Source organism: Sphingobium sp. UBA5915 (assembly GCF_002431195.1).
Lineage (GTDB): Bacteria > Pseudomonadota > Alphaproteobacteria > Sphingomonadales > Sphingomonadaceae > Sphingobium > Sphingobium soli.
In genome coordinates this window covers 148,596-165,970 of the sequence record NZ_DJDV01000057.1, presented here as the reverse complement: position 1 = coordinate 165,970, position 17,375 = coordinate 148,596, and the positions used below count along the sequence as shown (strand labels likewise).

Below are 17,375 nucleotides of genomic sequence, written 5' to 3'. Positions count from 1 at the left end.
CGCGCGAACCTGCTTTTGCCTGAGCAAAACGTCCCGTGTCCCCGATCGTTCCCGTCGAGATGCGGGTGCGCCGGGCAAGGCGACTTGACTTGGCGACCACCTCTGCCCACCACGCAGGCGCGGATCAAGGAGCAGCCAAGGCATGGAAATGAAGGCAGGGACGGTCATCACGGTCATCGGCGAAGCGATGCTGGAACTCAGCCATGGTGACGGCGACAGCTGGAATTTGCGCTATGGCGGGGACGTCATCAATACGGCCGTTCATCTTGCCCGTTTCGGGGATAAGGTTCGGTTGGCGAGCGCGCTTGGCACCGATCCGATGAGCGCGCATCTTATCGCGCAATGGCAGGCGGAAGGCGTGGATACGCAGCTCGTTCTGGCTGCGGCCGATCGCCTGCCCGGCCTGTATGCGATCGAGACGGATGCCGCGGGTGAACGCAGCTTTCACTATTGGCGCAGTGAAGCGGCCGCGCGGCGCATGTTCGCCTTGCCCGACAGCGATATGATGGTGGCGAAAGCGGCGCAGTCTGACCTGCTCTATTTCTCGCTCATCACGCTGGCCATTCTTCCCGATGAAGGGCGCGAAGCGCTGCTGGCGCTGTGCGAACAAGTGCGGGCCAATGGCGGGCGCGTGGCGTTCGACGGCAATTACCGGGCGCGGCTCTGGCCCGATGTAGCGACGGCGCGGCACTGGAGGGATCGCGCGATCGCGATGGCGGATATGGGCCTGCCCACGCTGGCCGATGAGGTCGAGATGGGCGAGGCCGACGACGGGGCCGACGCGGCTGCCCGCTGGGGCGCGGGTGAGGGGCGTGAAATCATCGTGAAACTGGGCGGCGCCGGGTGTCTGGTCGATGGCCAGCAGGTCGCTCCACCACGCCGGATTGACGTGGTCGATTCGAGTGGCGCGGGCGATGCGTTCAATGCCGGCTATCTTCATGCCCGGCTCGCCGGATCCTCTCCGCTCGAAGCGGCTTTGGCCGGCCATCGCCTTGCCGGATGGAATATCGGCCGGCGCGGCGCGATCCCGGACAAGGACGCCAACGCCCCATATGACGCCCGTTGACAGTATCGGGCCGCTGCGCCATTGAGCTTCAGCCTCGCGGGTGTAGCTCAATGGTAGAGCAGCAGCTTCCCAAGCTGACGACGGGGGTTCGATTCCCCTCACCCGCTCCATTTTCCTGTCCGCCGATGTTTGCAGGCGTCTAGACAAACCCCAAAAATCCAAGGTATTTAGCGGTTATCAGGCCGCAAGCGTTCGCCCGCGTTCGCATTCAGCCACCAGTCGCTGGGGGTATGATTGGGGGGGTATATGCAAAACGGCCAAGTCGATACCCCCACGCATGGGGGTATATTGGGGGTATAGCCCCCTGAAAGGCAGGCAATCCCGTGGCTTTGACCGATGTAGCCATCCGCAATGCAAAGCCCGACACAAAGGCGATCAAGCTGGCAGACGGCGGCGGCATGTTCCTGCTGATCACGCCAGCCGGGGGAAAGCTCTGGCGGCTCAAGTATCGTGTCGATGGGCGCGAGAAGCTGCTGGCCATCGGGGCCTATCCTGAAATTGGACTTGGTGAAGCTCGCAGGCGGCGCGAGGAAGCGCGGGAACTGATCGCGCTAGGCAAAGACCCGTCGCGGGAAAAGCAGCGCGAGAAGGTGCGCGCCCGCATTCAGGCGGCGGATACGTTCAAGGCGATCTGCGATGAATATTGCGAGAAGCGGCGGCGCGACGGCACGAAAGGTTGGGCACCCGCGACCGCCACGCGCAGCGAGTATCTGCTGTCTCTTGTCTGCGGGTCCATCGGCAAACTGCCCATTGGCGAGATTGAACCGGCGGACGTTTTGACGGCCATTCGCCGGATCGAAGGCAAGGGGAAGCTTGAAAGCGCCCGGCGCAGCCTGCAACTGGCCGGGGCCGTGTTTCGCTATGCCGTGGCAACGGCGCGGCTGGTGTCAGACCCTACCCGCGACTTGCGCGGTGCACTGACTGCGCCGACCGTCACCCACTACGGTGCAATCACCGACGCAAAGAAGGCGGGCGAACTGCTGCGCGCCATCGATGATTACGAGGGCAGCGGGATTACCAAGCTCGCCTTGCAGATTGCGCCTCATGTGTTTGTCCGCCCCGGTGAACTGCGCCATGCCGAATGGAGCGAGATCGATCTGGACGGCGCGCTCTGGATCATACCGGCAGGCAAGATGAAGTCCCGCAAGACGCACCACGTCCCCCTTTCACGGCAAACGGTGGCTTTGTTCCGCGAAGTGCGAGCGATCACTGGCCCGTCCGGCTACGTCTTCCCTTCCGTGCGCACCCGCACCCGCCCCATGAGCGAAAACACAATCAACGCCGGACTGCGGCGGCTGGGGTATGCGACCGATGAAATGACGGCGCATGGCTTCCGGGCGATGGCTTCCACCCTGTTGAACGAAAGCGGAAAGTGGAACCCGGACGCAATCGAACGGGCACTTGCCCACGGCGATACCGACAAGGTGCGCGCGGCCTATCACCGGGGCGCGCATTGGAAAGAGCGCGTCGATATGGCGCAGTGGTGGTCGGATTATCTGGACCGGTTGCGTAAGGGGGCGGAAATCGTGGCGCTGCATACGCACGGCGCTGCCTGATCTATTAGGATTCATTTTCCCCGCCTTTGTTGTGCTGCACGACAACGCCTGTTGAATATTCCCCGTCTGTTCTCGTAAGCTGCGTTCCGGGGATAGGCAGGCCAGCCGACAAGCGCGCATCCCACGTGTTTCCCCGCTTCAACTTGGGAGCCGCGAGGGAAGCGGATTGGACGACGATACCAAGAAAACCAATCCTCTGACTGAGGCAATGCGCGCTGACCCCGTAGGTCGAGCGCAAAAGCAGTTAGTTGTACTGCGCGATCATTGGGCGAAGCATGGCGTTTCGAACTCGACCATTCCCTTGTCCCCGAAAGACCCCGAAAGGCCGGGCCGCGACTGGCTTCCAGAACCTGAGTGGATCAGCGGGGGCGATGCCTTCGAGCTACTGAGGCTACAAACCGAACCGTATGAATATGCGCCTCCTATTGCGCGCATTTGCCAGATCATCGCCGATCAATGGGATCGCGAAGAAAATGGCTTGAACTACGCCTTGGACAGCCTTCCACCAAGCCATGATCTGCTTCGAGATTTCGCCGTTGGTTCCGTACAGTGGTTTCGGGCGCTTTGCAGCTTGCTGATCTTGAATGGGACTTCCCCGCCCGATTTTCGATGGCAAAGGCTTTGGTTTCACGCGGATTTCCTAGCCTATCCGGCGCTTGAAGGATAGCCAGCTCTGCCCCGCAATTTCGTGTTGAAAGAGGTGATTTGTAGCAGATAGCCATTCCCCAACGGTGATCTGTGCGTCACGATTGTCTCTCATTATGTCACCCAGCTGGAAATTGTCGCGAAGCGCCATTTACCTCCGTCGAGCCAGAACATGATGGTTCCTCCGGCCCAACCGCTTGACCAAATCGCATAGCCCCGGGACTTTTCGCGGTTCATGACGAGCGAGGGCAGTTCGATCAGACGGAAGTCCGGCGAACGGCGCTGAAGAGCCTTCTCGCCTTGCGAACCGTAAACCAACACCGGCATCGGCAAAGGTGCCGTGCAGACCAAATCGGCAGCTTGGCCTTTGACAAATAGAGGCCATTTTTCACCGGTCGATGCGCGCGTAAGTCCAGAAAGTAGCGGCGCGTCAGGCGCGCGATCAATCGGCTCACGTATCGCCGCTTCATCAATACCGGTGAGCATGAGAAGTACCTTGCGGCGCACGGAAGCGACTGGGTCTGCTTCTCCACGTTTACAGGTGGCCGCGTCTGAACCCACCAAGGAAGGTGCCTCGTCTGTGGGGCCATCGATGCCAATGTGGGCGGCTACAATATCACTGAGACCGTCACCGTTGCTGTCTTTGGTAAGCGCCTCGATCGGAATATCCAGCCAGAGGTTTGGCTCCCGTCGTAACGTGCGCAGTCCTACCGGAGGATAAGTGATGCTGGAAGTATCGAGCAGCGCATAAGTGACTTCGATCTGGAGGTGGTCATCCTTCAACAAAGGTAATTTTGAGGTGGGCTCGATCACGTAAGGAAAGCGAGCCGCAAGACCGGTATAGAGCGGCTGACCCCATGTCTTCCCGCCATCGTTGCTTAGATGAATCCAGTAGCCGCCGCGGCCCACTTCGCCGCCTCGGTCAAGCAAGCCGGACTGGCTAATCGCAACCGTGCGGGTTCCTTCGCTTTGCCAGCGGACCGGCTCGAATCCCTGTGGCAGACCGGTCCAGCCCTTTGGCCAATCGATGTTGTCCCCGCCATCTGATTGTTTGTCAGAGCGTCGCGAGATTAGCTCGGAAGGCAGTGCGTGTTGAGTGAAAGCGGGATGGATTGGTTCAATGGGAGGCCGGTCCGCATAAGCCTCATGTGAATCGCCGTCGTCAAATGCGGCGAGACCTGCAACGCGTTCGCCTTCAAGTCGTGCATCAATCGAATTCCAGTCTGGCAGGTTGAGTGCAGCGAGAGCGCTTCGCGCTTCGGGCTCTTCCTCGCTTTCGTATCTATCGGGTTTGAGGTTGTAGACCACAGAGCGTCTTGCATCAGCACAAACGCGACCAGCCACTCCAACTTCGAACACTGAGCAATAGAATCTCGCAATGGGGGCGTTTGCACCGGAACTCATGCTGCCGCTGAAACCCGCCTCAAGCATCGGATACGGGTCGGTCAGCGGGGCACTGAGCGCCCATGAGAGGATCAGGCTGTCGACATTGGGATCGCTTCCATGCTGGTCTTCGCCGTCGCTGCACGTCTTTAGATCTCGTGCAGGATCTTTCGCTGTGCGCGCTCGATATAGACAGTCCACCAGCTTGCGCTCTGACGGTAGTTCCGGGTCTTTTTCGATCAGCGCTCGCGCTTCATCAGCCCGGCCGGCCAGGAACATCGCTGCAGCAAGGCTGGTGGTAAGGCTGGTATGGTCTTTCGCGCCGAATACTACGGGGATACTGTCGATTGTTGCGGCAAATCCATCCTGCGTGTCTGCCAGCATTGCACCCCGTCCTCCTGGATCAAGTGCATCATACAAGGCGAGTCCACGCGCATCGGCACCCACCGCAAATGCATCCTCAATTGCCTTGCGAGTGAACGCCAATTGGAACGCGCGCTGTGCCTCCGGTGCAATGTGCTGCTCCAATTCGGGGCGCAGCAACCATAAGGTAAGCGTTGGCTGATTTTGCAGGACTTCGCTCAGCATCGCCAAATCGGCGACCTGGTGCGAAGGATCAACTTTGACGGCTTCCAATAGCGGCTCGCTGCAACCGGTCACGGCGGCAATGGAGCGAAAAGAGGCAGCGCGATCCGCTGCAGCATCTTGCAGCGTCATCAAGCTCTTGTCGCATAGATTGGCCTGATAGATAGTGAAGGCCGCAAATTGGACAAGAAGTGGGTTACGGCCAGCTCGGTCCAGCCCCTCGTTGATGTTTTCGATCAGCCGCGTCCGGTTCTGGACGTCCTTCGCTTCGTCGCCAAAAAAGTCATATTTATGGGCTCGCACAAGGGCAAAGCTGCGCACGAGTTGGCGCACGGCATTTTCGGGGAGAGCATGATTCTGCGCGATGGTGCGGCTGGTAGCGGCAAGATCACCGCGTTCGAACGCAATCAAAAGGTCGTTCATCCAAGCGTGAAATTCAGTCGGCGCTGTTGCCGGGATTTCGTCAATGATGTCCTTCTTCGATCTGACGACGCTCGTCCGAAGCGCCTTGTCATCAGTGGCGAAAAGATTCTTCAGCGAGCCGTTGGTATCCGAAATTAATTCGTCCATCGAGACGGCCTCCGCGCTCGCGCGTTCTTGACCGATAACGGGAGAATGCGCGGAGAAGCCGAGAAGCAGCGCCGACAGGCACAGACCTGCTCGCAGATTTGATCCTTGCAAAGCCGCCACGTTGATTTTCTCCCACTAACTTTCTGCAAGCTAGAGAGAAAATAGCGGGCAACTGAATGAAGTCGAGTTCTTTGATCCTTGGCGCTTTTCGCATCAGCGGGCGTACAGCGCCATTTTCGATTGCAGAATGCGGCGATGGCCGGTTGGATGGCGGGAATTGAAGAGCAATCTGAACGTCAACAAAACTCAGGAAACCAATCGGCGACGGCGGCTTCGTTGACACCGCGCGCGCCATTCCACCACTGGACGGGATAAGGCCAATCGTCCTTATGGAAAGGTGTCTGCTCCCGCTCACTAGCAGGCACGAACTGTTCCCGAAAATCGGGTCGGTCAGGATCTATTAGGATACCCGCATAACCGAGAACGCCGATGAGCGCCCTCCGCTCAGCATCGTTCGAAGGAAGCAGCTTTGCTAATGCCTTCGCAAGGTCGCTAAGCCGGGCCCTCGTGTCCATTCCTCTGGCTGTAGCAAGAATGGAGTGGAAGATCGCGATGTCATCGTCACATGGCGCTGGTAACTCCTGCGCCACGAGAAGTTCGAGGTCGAGCGCGATGTATCTTGGGTTGGTGTGCCGCACGCCGCCCCACTTGATCCGCTCGAAGTTTAGGATGTTCGGATTGTCCGATTTGGCATACGCACCGCAGTATGAGCAACCCGGACTCCCGGCCCAACTGACAAGCGGATGAGACGAAAGATGACGACCGACCGCGTAACTACCCAGAGCGGACCGAAAGTCCAAGCGCCGTGAACTTAGGCTCGCAAGGAACGCGTGCGTGACAGTTTGGCGGGAGGTAGCATTTACCGCACTTCGCGCTGCAGCAACCGCCTCGTCGTGAGATAGCTCAATCGGGTCGAACATGAGGCCCTTGGATCGGGCGTAGGAGAACTCTTCGTCTGTAACAGATGGGCTGGGTCGCCACCCGGATGCCGACCAAAACGTGGCCTTCAAAATATTAACAGCGCGCTTGTCGAGAGTCATACCAATATGTCGCGCAAAGCGTTCGGCGTTTCAAGGTCCAGCTTTCTTGCCGTGTACGGGGCAGGCAGCCCCTTAGCTAGATTGCATGATAGGGGGCGCACTACGGCAAACCTGAATTGGCGGACTCCGCTTAAGCCACCGCATCCAGCCCACTACGCTGGATAATCGACAATAACCGCAGTGCCGGACCTCCCGGCTTCTTCGCTCCACGTTCCCAGTCTGACACGAGGTTCTTCGACACGTTGAGATAACGGGCAAAGACCGGCTGCGAGACATGCTCTGCTTCACGGATGGCCTTGATCTCGTCGGGCGACAGGACGGGCGCAGGCGCAAGGCAGGCTTCGTCGAACTCGCGCATGGTGCGCTTGTCGATGCTGCCCGCGTCGTAAAGGCCCTCCATCATCTCGTGGACGGCGGCCATCGCCTCGCTCTTGTAGGTCTTTGCCTTAGCCTTGCTCATCGTCTTTCACCTCGACCAATCGGCCTGCTTCAACTTCCGTTTTGATCTGGTCATCGCCCAGTTCCAGCATGATGCTGGCAGCCTTGCGATAGACCTTCAGTTCCGCCGCACTCAGGTTCGCCTTGTCGCTCTTGGCGAAGGCGAACACGAATATGGCCCGCTCGCCCGAGCGGAAGAGCATGATCGAGCGATAACCGCCCGACTTGCCTCCGCCCTGGCGCGCGATACGCTGCTTGATGAGGCCGCTGCCAAGATCGGCATCGATCAGGCCGGATTCGGCCCGATCTACGGCATCAGCAAGCGTGGCATCGCTGATCTTTTCCTTTGCCGCGAACTTGGCGAACCAGCGGTTGGCGTAGATGCGGATGCGCGGGTTCTCAGTCATGCAGCAACGGCCCACTATCATACTTAGTGTTACGGCTCAATGAATATGAGCCGCTCATGCTATGCTCGATCAGGTCGCCGATCCGCTGCGCTGCCTCGATGACATGCCCGTCGTCAAGATGAGCATAGCGGGTGGTCGTCCGCACATCGGCATGGCCGAGCAGCTTGCCGATCATCGGCAGGGTTTCAGAGTGGGCGGCGGCATGGCTGGCAAAGCTGTGCCGCAGATCATGAATTCGGACGCCTTGTAGCCCCGCCTCGTCGCGCAGCTTGCTCCACAAATTGCCGATGTCCGTGATCGGGCGCTGGGTGACCGGGTTCCAGAACACATAGCGCTGCTTCTCACGGCGCGGCAGCGCGTGGAGGATGGTTGCAGCCGCTTCGGCCAGCCAGACCGTGCGCGGCCCGGTTTTGCTGTCGGTCAGAAGCAAACGTCGCCCGCGTACCTCGCTCCATTGAAGGCAGGTGATCTCTGACTTGCGGCAGCCGGTCAGGATCAGCAGCCTGATCGCCGCGCAATGCAGCGGGAAAGTCTTGCCGTGCCGGTCGAGCACTTCTCCGATCCGCTTGAACTCCTGATCGGACAGGAATCGCTCGCACTTCCGCCCCTTGTTCTTGCGGATGTAGAGACAGGGGTTCGAGCCTTCGGGGCGAACACCCCATTGCTCGGCCTTGTTGAACATAGCGCGCAGGATTTCACCGCAACGGTTGGCCGCGCCGGGGCCGCCCGTGTTGGTGATCCGGTTGAACCATTCCTGCACATGGCGCTCTTCGATCTCATCGAGGAACAGGCCTTCGAACGCGCGATCGAGATATTTCCGCTTATAGTAGCGATGCGTGTAGAGCGTGGACGGTTTCCATTTGGGCGACACGCGCTCCCAGTAGGTCTTTAGGAATTCCCGGTAGGAGGGAACTTTACGCAGCCGATTGCGCTCCTCTGCCGGGTTCTCGCCGGTCTGGGCGCGGAGCAGGACACGGCGTGCCACATCCATTGCCTGCGCACGGCTCAGTACCTTGGTGTTGCCGATCGTCACGGTGCGGGTGCGCCCTTCCATTCGCGCCTGGACGATATAAACCTTGCGTCCGCTGGCATAATGCCGGGTGCCGAATCCCGGCAGTTCGCGCGTCCAGCACGTCTTGCGCAGCTCACCCAGGCCACCGCACTTGCCTTTGACATAGAGTCGGAGACTACCCAGTTCCTCGGCAACGATCCCTCGCAGGGTTATCGCGGTCATTGCCCGACTCCGATCAGGCGCGCGATGGAGCCGGATACGCGCTCGGCGGCATCGGCGACGATCTCGTCGGACAGGTGGGCATATCGGGTCGTCGTTTCTGCCAGCGCATGGCCCAGCAGCTTGCCGATCACCATCAGCGAGATGCTGTCGCGGATTGCGACCGAGGCGAAGCTGTGGCGCAAATCATGGAGCCGCACATCCGGAAGGGCCGCTCGGTTGCGGATCTTCGACCAGTGAACGCCAAGACTGATCGGCTTGGCGGGATTGCGGAACGAGGGAAACAGCAGGCCGGTTGCTTTCCGGTCCGGGAGCGATGCAATCACATCCACAGCTTGCCGGTTAAGATAGACGATCTTCGCGCCGGTCTTGCTGTCCGGCAGCATCAGGCGCGGCTCCTGCACCCATTCCCAGCGCAGTTGCTCGATCTCCCCGCAACGCGCGCCGGTGAAGATCAGCAGGCGGATCGCCGCGACATAGAGCGGCTGCTCGGCCTCGTAGTCTCGCAATGCCGTGGCTAGCCGCGCGTATTCGTGTGGCGACAGAAACCGTTCAATTGGCTTGCGCTTGTAGCGCGGCGTGCCCTTGCAGGGATTGGAGCCGCGCGGACGCAGGCCAAGGCGCTCGCCATAGCCCATCATCACCGAGAACACCGGCAAGGTGCGGTTGAAAACACCAGGGCGCTCGACAAAGCTATCGCGCCAGAAGAGGATGTCGCCCTTCGCCAGGTCGTCGATCCGCCGGTCGCCGAACGCGCCGAGGATTTCCTTGAAAATGGCGCTCTCGTTGCGCTTGCGGGTCGAAGGTTTCCAGTGCCGCGCGTAGTCGGCCCAGAAGCGTTCGGCGTAGTCGCGCAGCAGGGGCGCATCGCTCTTCTGCGCAGCGCGGGCCTTCTTGCGCGTTGGCAACCCATCGAGCGCCACTTCGGCCAGCTTCGCCCGCGCGAGGCGGCGGGCAGTGGCGGGCGAGATGTCACGGGAGGTACCCAGCGACACGCGCCGCAGCTTGCCGCGCTGGCGGAAGAGCACGAACCATGTCCGCCTTCCGCCTGGATTTACCCGCAGGCCAAAGCCCGGCAGGTCGATATCCCAATACTCCCTGATGCGCTTGCCCGGTTTGCGCCGGACGATGTTGCCATTGAGCCTAACCCGATTGTTCGGCTTTGCATTTTCACCACTCCCACGCCAATCACCGGATCGGGTCGAGGAATGATTCGAGGCTTCCATTGCTGGTAGCAGATAGCCATTTGCTTGCATTGACTTGCTCCTCTTTGTAGAGGAACAACTTCGCGTAACCTATTGCTTAACAATCTCTTTCTGCCGCATGGCGGCGTAGGGTGTGTAAGTCCAAGCTTATGTATCGGAGCCGGTCACCTTGCCCGATACAGACCGACGAACCTGCAAGGCACTGGCGTACGGCGCTTGATGATCGGCTGCGATCTGCAAGCCACAATTCACCCCTAGCTAACGCGTGTGGGGGTATGATTGGGGGTGTTCTGAAAAACGGATGCCGTCAAAATGGCTCATTTACGCCGTTTATTGGCCAATTAGCGGTTCCCCTCACCTCTCACGGTTTCTTTCGGAAGCGCCAGCGCGGCGGACCTGCGGTGTCTAGTGGCCGATCGCTGCCGGTTTATGGAGGCGGGGAGCAGGTCAGACGCCCCGTCTGCGAGCGAGAAAGAAGCGCAGCATCTCGCGCGATGCATCCGGTCCGGCAGGATCGGTATGCGACCCCAGCGGACTGCCGCCCGACCAGCCATGGCCGCTGCCGTGGACGATCCATTCCTCTAACAAGGCGCTTCCCGCTCGACCCTGAAAGACACGGCGCGTGAAGGCGCGGCCGCCGTCGGACGTGCCCGTTACGGTCCGCAGCGTCAGCGGTCCCATGGCGGCGCGTTCCAGATTATGTAGGAAGCCCCCGGCATTGGACGGGTGTACGACCTTGTCCTGATCGCCGTGAAAGACGATGGTGGGCAATTGCCGCGGGAGCTTGCCCGTTGGCCGCGCGCCCCCCTTGCCCTGCATGGCCGTCAGCGCCGATCGCAGGGTCTGGATATCTCCCACAGCAACGCCGGAATGGACGCCGATCGCGACATATAGCCGAGGATAGGCGGCGCCGATGATCGCCGCGGCCGCGCCGCCCGCCGATATGCCGGCAATATAGATGCGGGCAGGATTAGCGTTGCAAAGGCCGATGACGTGGCGCGTCAGCGAAGCGATCATGCCGGCTTCACCAGCGCCTGCACTTTGATTTTCGGGTGTGTGCCAATTCCAGCAGCGCGCGAAATTGGCCTTCTGCGACTGTTCGGGATAGAGCACCAGCACGCCAAGCTCGTCGGCGAGCTGATTCATGCGCGTGCCTGTCGCAAAGTCTTCCGCCGTCTGGGTGCAGCCGTGCAGCATGACGAGCAGCGGCATGCGACGCCGGGACGAGCCGACCGGAGTGTAAAGACGGTAGGCGATGACGCCATATCGGCTCTTATGCTTTGCGGTGATAAAACTGCCTGGGTTCGGCCGCGTTTCCTGGGGGCCTGGTTGCGGCTTGGACCGCTTGCGAACGCGCGCCGAAGCGGCGGGCTTGAACAAATCCTGTAAGGCCAAAGCTGCTGAAATCGGGCGCCGCTTCTGCGCCAGCCGTGTCGCCTTGCGCCATGTCTTGAACATGTCGGCCATGCTGTCCCCCTTTGCGCCTGTCGGCATCCAACCATAACGTCAGTGGCGGAACAACGATCCGGCCTTGTCTAGCCGACCTGACGCTTGGCGAGCTTGCGCGCGAGTGTGCGGCGATGCATGCCCAGGCGCCGGGCCGCCTCCGATATGTTGAAGTCGCTATCCTTGAGCACTTCGTGGATATGCTCCCATTCCAGCGTCTTGATACTGGTTGGCCGAGGGGCGAGCGGCGCATCCGGGTTTCCGTCCGAACGCGCGAAAGCGGCCTCTATATCGTCGCTGTTGGAGGGTTTGGCGAGATAGTTGGTGGCACCCAGCTTGATTGCTTCGACAGCCGTCGCAATGCTGGCAAAGCCTGTCAGGACCACGATCACCGTGGCAGGGTCATGCGCGTGCAGCGCCTGGACGCAGGCAAGGCCCGATTGCGAGCCAAGCTTGAGATCGACGACAGCAAAGCCAGGGCGGCGGTGTGACGCCAGCAGGGCCGTCACGCTCTCCAGGCTGTTGGCCGACAAGACGTCGTAGCCCCGCCGCTCAAAGGAGCGCTTCAGCGTGCGCGCAAATCCTTCGTCATCCTCCACGATCAGCAATTGCTTGTCAGTCGACATCGCCATCCTCCTCCAGAGCGACGGTCGAAAGCGGTAGACGCATCTGGACCATCGCGCCGCCGTCCGCGCCATTGCTGGCGTCCACGCGGCCGCCCAGTTTGCGCACGACATTCACGACCAGAAACAGGCCAAGGCCGCTGCCCTGCCGATCCTTGCTCGATCGATAGGGTTTGCCGAAATCGGCCAGCATGTCTGGGCTGAACCCCCGACCATTGTCGCGGACCGCCATGTGGAGCCATTCCCTGTCCCGGCTGACCATCAGATTGATATAGGTCGCCCCGGCTTCGCGCGCATTGTCGAGAAGATTGGTCACGGCTTGGCGGATGACCGGATCGGCGATGATGCGCGGATAATCATGCGGGCCGAAATCGCACCGCAGCGGCAGGTCAGGATTAGCATCACGCCATTGCTGGGCGATGTGGTCGATGAACGCGCGCACGTCGGTTACCATCGGCGCCTCGCCGCGCGCTTCGCCCGCGGACAGAAGGATGCCGCTGAGGATCGTTTTGCAACGCTGGACGGCGGCCTGCATTTCGCTGACCTCTTCCATAAGGGTCGGATGGCGGTTGATTTCGGGCATGTGCCGCCAGTCGCCCAGCACGACAGCTAGTTGCGCGAGCGGCGTGCCCAGTTCATGTGCAGCGCCCGACGCGAGCAGCCCCATGCGAACGATATGCTCTTCTTCCGCCGCGTGTTGCCGCATCTTGGCCATATAGGTTTCGCGATCCTGCAGATTGCGGTTGATGCGGGTCATGAACAGCACCAGCAGCACCGCGATCATCACGAAGCAGACCCAGGTGCCAAGGATATGCAGGTCGAACAAATGGCCTTCGAGCATTTCGGTAAGGTCGAGCGGCCGGTAGACGAAGGTCAGCCCGGCAGCGCAGAGCGCCGACATGGCCACGATGCCCCACGCGCTCCAATGATGCAGCAGCATGGCGCCGAGCGCCACCTGCACCAGATAGAGGGAGATGAAGGGATTGGTCGCCCCGCCGCTGAGATAAAGCTGCGTCGTCAAAGCCACGACATCGAAGAGGAGGGCGAGGAACAATTCGGCATGGCTGATATCGGTGCGCCCGCGCACAACCAATATGCTGCCCAAATTCATGGCCGCCGCGATGCAGGGGACGACGAGCATGGGCAGGATCGGCAGGCGGATGCCCATGCCAAAATGTACCAGCAGGATGGTGGCGATTTGCCCCGCAATGGCGATCCAGCGCAGCTGGACCAGCAGGACCATATTCTTGCGCCCGGCGGCGTCGGCCGGCCAGCGGCTGGGAAGCCAGCGCGCGCGGGTCGGCGCGGGGCTGGTCATGGGCGCTTGTCGGTTGCCGTGTGCCGCATGACGATGATGTAGGCTGCAACCGTCATGACCGCCAGAGCGAACCAGGTGATTGCATATTGCAGGTGGTTGTTGGGAAAGCGGACCACGGTCAGCCCCCCAACGGGCAACCGGTCGGGGAAGGGGCCAGCCTGCGCATCGATGAAATAGCTGGTGACGGCTGGCGCCAGCCGCCGCGCGGTGGCGATCGCGGCAATGTCGCGCGAATACCAGCGATCGTTGGATGGATCATTGGCGCGCAGGAAACCACCGCCCGGTTCGGACAGGCGCAGCAGGCCCGTCACCGTCACTTGCCCTGCGGGACGATCATAGCGGGTCTTCGCATCGGGCGGCACAAAGCCGCGATTGATCATCAGAAGCGCGCCGTTCCGCTGCCGCAACGGGGTCAGGACCCAATAGCCCGCGCCGCGGACCGTCGCCGCCTGAACCAATGTGCTGCGATCATGAAGGAAGGTGCCGGTCGCGAATATATGCCGATATTCGTCGGATGGATCGGCTTTGGCGGGAGCGGGCACGGGCGTGGCATGGATCCGGGTATCCACCCGGGCGATGAGGTCCCGTTTCCAGCCGAGGCGCTGGACCTGCCACGCGCCCAGGGCGCAGAATCCGGAAAAGAGAAGCAGGGCGATCAGCGTCAGGCCGATCAGGAAGCCCGGGGACCGCCGGCGGCGCTCCCCGGTCTCGGGCGATGTCACGGCATCTCGCTCATTTCGTTGGACATACGCATTTCCTGCGTCGAACCCATATCCATCTGCATGTCGGCATGCGGCATCATGTTCGCATTGAGGTGATACATGACCCACATCGAGCCCGACAGGACGATGACGACCAGCACGATGGTCAGCATCATCGCCATGAACGACCAGCCGCCTTCGACGCGGCTGTTCATGTGCAGGAAGTAGATCATGTGCACGACCACCTGGACCGCCGCGAAGGCCAGGATGATGAAGCCGGTGACCTGCGCATCGGCCAGCGTCCCGGTCATCACCAGCCAGAAGGGGATGGCCGTCAGGATGACCGACAGGGCAAAGCCGATCATGTAGCTGCGAAAGCTGCCATGCGCGCCTTCTTCATGATGATCGTCATGATGATCATGCCCATGTCCATGGGCGTTGTGGCTATGGACAGCGTCGCTCACCGCAGGACTCCCATCAGATAGACAAAGGTGAAGACGCCGATCCAGATGACGTCGAGAAAGTGCCAGAACATCGACAGGCACATCAGGCGGCGCTTGTTGGCGGGAATGAGGCCTTTCTTCGCGACCTGGACCATCAATGTCACCAGCCAGATCGATCCGAAGGTGACGTGCAGGCCGTGCGTGCCGACCAGCGTGAAGAAGGACGACAGGAAGGCCGATCGCGTCGGACCCGCGCCTTCATGGATCAGGTGCGAAAATTCATAGAGTTCGATGAAGAGGAAGGCGCCGCCGAACAACAGGGTGACGAACAGCCAGCCCTGCGTCGCGCTGATGCGGTTCTTTTCCATCGCCAGCATGGCAAAGCCGTAGGTGATGGATGAAAACAGCAGCATCGCGGTGTTGAGCGCGATGAGGTTGAGATCGAACAGGTCCTTGGGACCCGGCCCGCCGGCATAGCTGCCGCCGAGCACCGCATAGGTGGCGAACAGGATGGCGAAGATGAGGCAGTCGCTCATCAGATACATCCAGAAGCCCAGCATGGTGCTGTGGCCTTCGTGGAGGTGGGGTTCCTCGGGCAGATGATAGGCCCGAGGCTCCGCTGGCGCGTTTGCAGTTGCGCTGCTCATATGGATCAGACTCCCGCCGCGAGGATGCGCGTACGCTCTTCCTCGGTGCGCGTCACTTCCTCTACGGGAATGTAGAAGTCGCGCTTGTAGTTGAAGGTATGGGCGATCGCGACCGCCACGATGCCGATGAAGCCAAGCCCTGCCAGCCACCAGATGTACCAGATGAGGGCAAAGCCGCAGAGCGTCGACAGGGCGGCGAGGATGACGCCGGTGCCGGTGCTGCTGGGCATGTGGATCGCCTTGAAGCCGGTGACCGGGCGCTGATAGCCGTGCTTCTTCATATCCGCCCAGCTGTCGGCGTCGTGGACGACCGGCGTGAAGGCGAAATTATATTCCGGCGGTGGCGAGCTGGTCGCCCATTCGAGCGTGCGCCCATCCCAGGGATCGCCCTCGACCGCCAGTTCCTTGCGCTTCCAGATCGACCAGGCGAACTGGATGAGCATGGCGCCGATGCCCGCTGCGATGATGGCGGCGCCGATCGCGGCGATGACGAACCAGATTTGCAGCGACGGATCGTCGAACACGCGCATGCGGCGGGTGACGCCCATCAGGCCCAGGACATAGAGCGGACCGAAGGCCAGCCAGAACCCGATGTTCCAGCACCAGAAGCTGACCTTGCCCCAGAACTGGTTCAAGCGGAAACCGAACGCCTTGGGCCACCAATAGTTGATCGCCGCGAACAGGCCGAACAGCACGCCGCCGATGATCACATTATGGAAGTGCGCGATCAGGAACAGCGAATTGTGGAGCACGAAGTCCGCAGGCGGCACCGCGAGCAGGACGCCGGTCATGCCACCGACCGTGAAGGTCAGCATGAAGGCAACCGCCCACATCATCGGCAATTCGAACCGGATGCGGCCTCGATACATGGTGAAGAGCCAGTTGAACAGCTTCGCGCCCGTCGGGATCGAGATGATCATCGTCGTGATGCCGAAGAAGCTGTTGACGCTGGCGCCCGATCCCATGGTGAAGAAGTGGTGCAGCCAGACAAGGTAGGAGAGCACCATGATCGTGCAGGTGGCGTAGACCATGGAGGTATAGCCGAACAGGCGCTTGCTACAGAAGGTCGACACGACTTCCGAGAAGACGCCGAAGAGCGGCAGGATGAGGATGTAGACTTCGGGATGACCCCAGATCCAGATCAGGTTCACGTACATCATCGGGTTGCCGCCGAAGTCGTTCGTGAAGAAGTTTGTGCCAACATAGCGGTCGAGCGAGAGCAGGACCAGGGTGGCGGTCAGGATCGGGAAGGATGCGACGATCAGCACGTTCGCGCACAGCGACGTCCAGGTGAAGACGGGCATCTTCATGAGGCTCATGCCCGGCGCGCGCATCTTGACGATGGTCGCGATCAGGTTGATGCCCGATAATGTCGTGCCGACGCCCGCCACCTGCAGCGCCCAGATATAATAGTCGACGCCGGTGGCCGGGCTGTAGTCTATGCCCGACAGGGGGGGATAGGCGAGCCACCCGGTCTGGGCGAATTCGCCCAGGAACAGCGAACACATCACCAGCACCGCGCCGCCCGTCGTCATCCAGAAGCTGAAATTGTTGAGGAAGGGGAAGCTGACGTCGCGCGCGCCGATCTGGAGCGGGACGATATAGTTCATGAGGCCCGTGATGAAGGGCATGGCCACGAAGAAGATCATGATGACGCCGTGCGCGGTGAACACCTGGTCATAATGGTGGGCGTTCAGATAGCCTTCGGAACCGTTGAAGGCCCAGGCCTGTTGCAGGCGCATCATGATGGCGTCGGCAAAGCCGCGCAGGAACATGATGAGGCCCAGCACCATGTACATGATGCCGATCTTCTTGTGATCGACGCTGGTGAACCATTCCTTCCAGAGATAGCCCCACAGGCGGAAATAAGTGAGCGCGCCGACCACCGCCGCGCCGCCCAGGACGACGGCGCAGAAGGTCGCGACGACGATCGGTTCATGCCATGGGAAACTGTCCCAGGTCAGACGACCGAAGATCATCTGGGTTGTTGTGAGTGTACCAGTCATGGGCC

At 60.9% G+C, this 17,375-nt stretch carries 16 protein-coding genes and 1 tRNA gene; 4 read left to right on the top strand and 13 right to left on the bottom strand.

What is annotated here, in order from left to right:
- Window positions 1-142 precede the first annotated feature (142 nt).
- From B2V90_RS09855 to B2V90_RS09840, 4 genes are all read left to right on the top strand, one after another.
- Window positions 143-1,066: a sugar kinase gene (locus tag B2V90_RS09855; RefSeq protein WP_293921021.1), complete on the top strand. Its 924-nt coding sequence runs from the start codon at window positions 143-145 to the stop codon at window positions 1,064-1,066.
- Window positions 1,067-1,102: 36 nt separating this feature from the next.
- Window positions 1,103-1,176: transfer RNA gene (locus B2V90_RS09850), tRNA-Gly, on the top strand.
- A gap of 213 nt (window positions 1,177-1,389) precedes the next feature.
- Complete coding sequence (locus tag B2V90_RS09845; RefSeq protein WP_228222137.1) at window positions 1,390-2,622, top strand: tyrosine-type recombinase/integrase; 1,233 nt, start codon at window positions 1,390-1,392, stop codon at window positions 2,620-2,622.
- Window positions 2,623-2,788: 166 nt separating this feature from the next.
- The gene (locus B2V90_RS09840; protein WP_228222138.1) at window positions 2,789-3,289 is read left to right on the top strand and encodes a hypothetical protein; all 501 of its coding nucleotides are present in this window, start codon (window positions 2,789-2,791) and stop codon (window positions 3,287-3,289) included.
- A gap of 92 nt (window positions 3,290-3,381) precedes the next feature.
- Here B2V90_RS09840 and B2V90_RS09835 read toward each other — a convergent pair whose 3' ends face one another.
- From B2V90_RS09835 to cyoB, 13 genes are all read right to left on the bottom strand, one after another.
- Window positions 3,382-5,925: a hypothetical protein gene (locus tag B2V90_RS09835; protein ID WP_228222139.1), complete on the bottom strand. Its 2,544-nt coding sequence runs from the start codon at window positions 5,923-5,925 to the stop codon at window positions 3,382-3,384.
- Between the two features lie 176 nt (window positions 5,926-6,101).
- Complete coding sequence (locus B2V90_RS09830) at window positions 6,102-6,503, bottom strand: hypothetical protein (protein ID WP_293921018.1); 402 nt, start codon at window positions 6,501-6,503, stop codon at window positions 6,102-6,104.
- 532 nt (window positions 6,504-7,035) lie between these two features.
- Complete coding sequence (locus B2V90_RS09825) at window positions 7,036-7,365, bottom strand: helix-turn-helix domain-containing protein (RefSeq protein ID WP_228222141.1); 330 nt, start codon at window positions 7,363-7,365, stop codon at window positions 7,036-7,038.
- Complete coding sequence (locus tag B2V90_RS09820) at window positions 7,352-7,750, bottom strand: type II toxin-antitoxin system RelE/ParE family toxin (RefSeq protein ID WP_228222142.1); 399 nt, start codon at window positions 7,748-7,750, stop codon at window positions 7,352-7,354. Before B2V90_RS09820 ends, B2V90_RS09825 begins: the two co-directional genes overlap by 14 nt.
- Entirely contained in the window at window positions 7,743-8,984 is a 1,242-nt protein-coding gene (locus B2V90_RS09815; RefSeq protein WP_228222143.1) for a tyrosine-type recombinase/integrase, read from the bottom strand. The genes B2V90_RS09820 and B2V90_RS09815 overlap by 8 nt, the downstream gene beginning before the upstream one ends.
- The gene (locus B2V90_RS09810) at window positions 8,981-10,207 is read right to left on the bottom strand and encodes a tyrosine-type recombinase/integrase (protein WP_293921050.1); all 1,227 of its coding nucleotides are present in this window, start codon (window positions 10,205-10,207) and stop codon (window positions 8,981-8,983) included. Before B2V90_RS09810 ends, B2V90_RS09815 begins: the two co-directional genes overlap by 4 nt.
- A gap of 426 nt (window positions 10,208-10,633) precedes the next feature.
- Window positions 10,634-11,653 carry a PHB depolymerase family esterase gene (locus tag B2V90_RS09805; RefSeq protein ID WP_228222145.1) on the bottom strand — a complete coding sequence of 340 codons (1,020 nt, stop codon included), beginning with the start codon at window positions 11,651-11,653 and terminating at the stop codon, window positions 10,634-10,636.
- A gap of 68 nt (window positions 11,654-11,721) precedes the next feature.
- Window positions 11,722-12,258: a response regulator transcription factor gene (locus B2V90_RS09800; protein WP_228222146.1), complete on the bottom strand. Its 537-nt coding sequence runs from the start codon at window positions 12,256-12,258 to the stop codon at window positions 11,722-11,724.
- Complete coding sequence (locus B2V90_RS09795; protein ID WP_228222147.1) at window positions 12,248-13,573, bottom strand: ATP-binding protein; 1,326 nt, start codon at window positions 13,571-13,573, stop codon at window positions 12,248-12,250. Before B2V90_RS09795 ends, B2V90_RS09800 begins: the two co-directional genes overlap by 11 nt.
- Entirely contained in the window at window positions 13,570-14,295 is a 726-nt protein-coding gene (locus B2V90_RS09790) for an SURF1 family protein (protein ID WP_228222148.1), read from the bottom strand. Before B2V90_RS09790 ends, B2V90_RS09795 begins: the two co-directional genes overlap by 4 nt.
- Window positions 14,292-14,738 (bottom strand): cytochrome o ubiquinol oxidase subunit IV, encoded by a 447-nt coding sequence (gene cyoD / locus B2V90_RS09785; RefSeq protein WP_228222149.1) that lies wholly within the window; start codon window positions 14,736-14,738, stop codon window positions 14,292-14,294. The genes B2V90_RS09790 and cyoD overlap by 4 nt, the downstream gene beginning before the upstream one ends.
- Complete coding sequence (gene cyoC / locus B2V90_RS09780; protein ID WP_021224799.1) at window positions 14,735-15,364, bottom strand: cytochrome o ubiquinol oxidase subunit III; 630 nt, start codon at window positions 15,362-15,364, stop codon at window positions 14,735-14,737. The genes cyoD and cyoC overlap by 4 nt, the downstream gene beginning before the upstream one ends.
- A gap of 5 nt (window positions 15,365-15,369) precedes the next feature.
- Window positions 15,370-17,370, bottom strand: a complete 2,001-nt coding sequence (cyoB, locus tag B2V90_RS09775) for a cytochrome o ubiquinol oxidase subunit I (protein WP_037542334.1) — start codon at window positions 17,368-17,370, stop codon at window positions 15,370-15,372.
- Between the last annotated feature and the right edge of the window lie 5 nt (window positions 17,371-17,375).

What these genes read in the sequence shown, in the direction of transcription:
- B2V90_RS09855 (WP_293921021.1), top strand. Translation starts at nt 143, where the DNA reads ATGGAAATGAAGGCAGGGACGGTCATCACGGTCATCGGCGAAGCGATG.
- B2V90_RS09825 (WP_228222141.1), bottom strand. Translation starts at nt 7,365, where the DNA reads ATGAGCAAGGCTAAGGCAAAGACCTACAAGAGCGAGGCGATGGCCGCC.
- B2V90_RS09820 (WP_228222142.1), bottom strand. Translation starts at nt 7,750, where the DNA reads ATGACTGAGAACCCGCGCATCCGCATCTACGCCAACCGCTGGTTCGCC.
- B2V90_RS09815 (WP_228222143.1), bottom strand. Translation starts at nt 8,984, where the DNA reads ATGACCGCGATAACCCTGCGAGGGATCGTTGCCGAGGAACTGGGTAGT.
- B2V90_RS09810 (WP_293921050.1), bottom strand. Translation starts at nt 10,207, where the DNA reads ATGGAAGCCTCGAATCATTCCTCGACCCGATCCGGTGATTGGCGTGGG.
- B2V90_RS09805 (WP_228222145.1), bottom strand. Translation starts at nt 11,653, where the DNA reads ATGGCCGACATGTTCAAGACATGGCGCAAGGCGACACGGCTGGCGCAG.
- B2V90_RS09800 (WP_228222146.1), bottom strand. Translation starts at nt 12,258, where the DNA reads ATGTCGACTGACAAGCAATTGCTGATCGTGGAGGATGACGAAGGATTT.
- B2V90_RS09795 (WP_228222147.1), bottom strand. Translation starts at nt 13,573, where the DNA reads ATGACCAGCCCCGCGCCGACCCGCGCGCGCTGGCTTCCCAGCCGCTGG.
- cyoC (WP_021224799.1), bottom strand. Translation starts at nt 15,364, where the DNA reads ATGAGCAGCGCAACTGCAAACGCGCCAGCGGAGCCTCGGGCCTATCAT.
- cyoB (WP_037542334.1), bottom strand. Translation starts at nt 17,370, where the DNA reads ATGACTGGTACACTCACAACAACCCAGATGATCTTCGGTCGTCTGACC.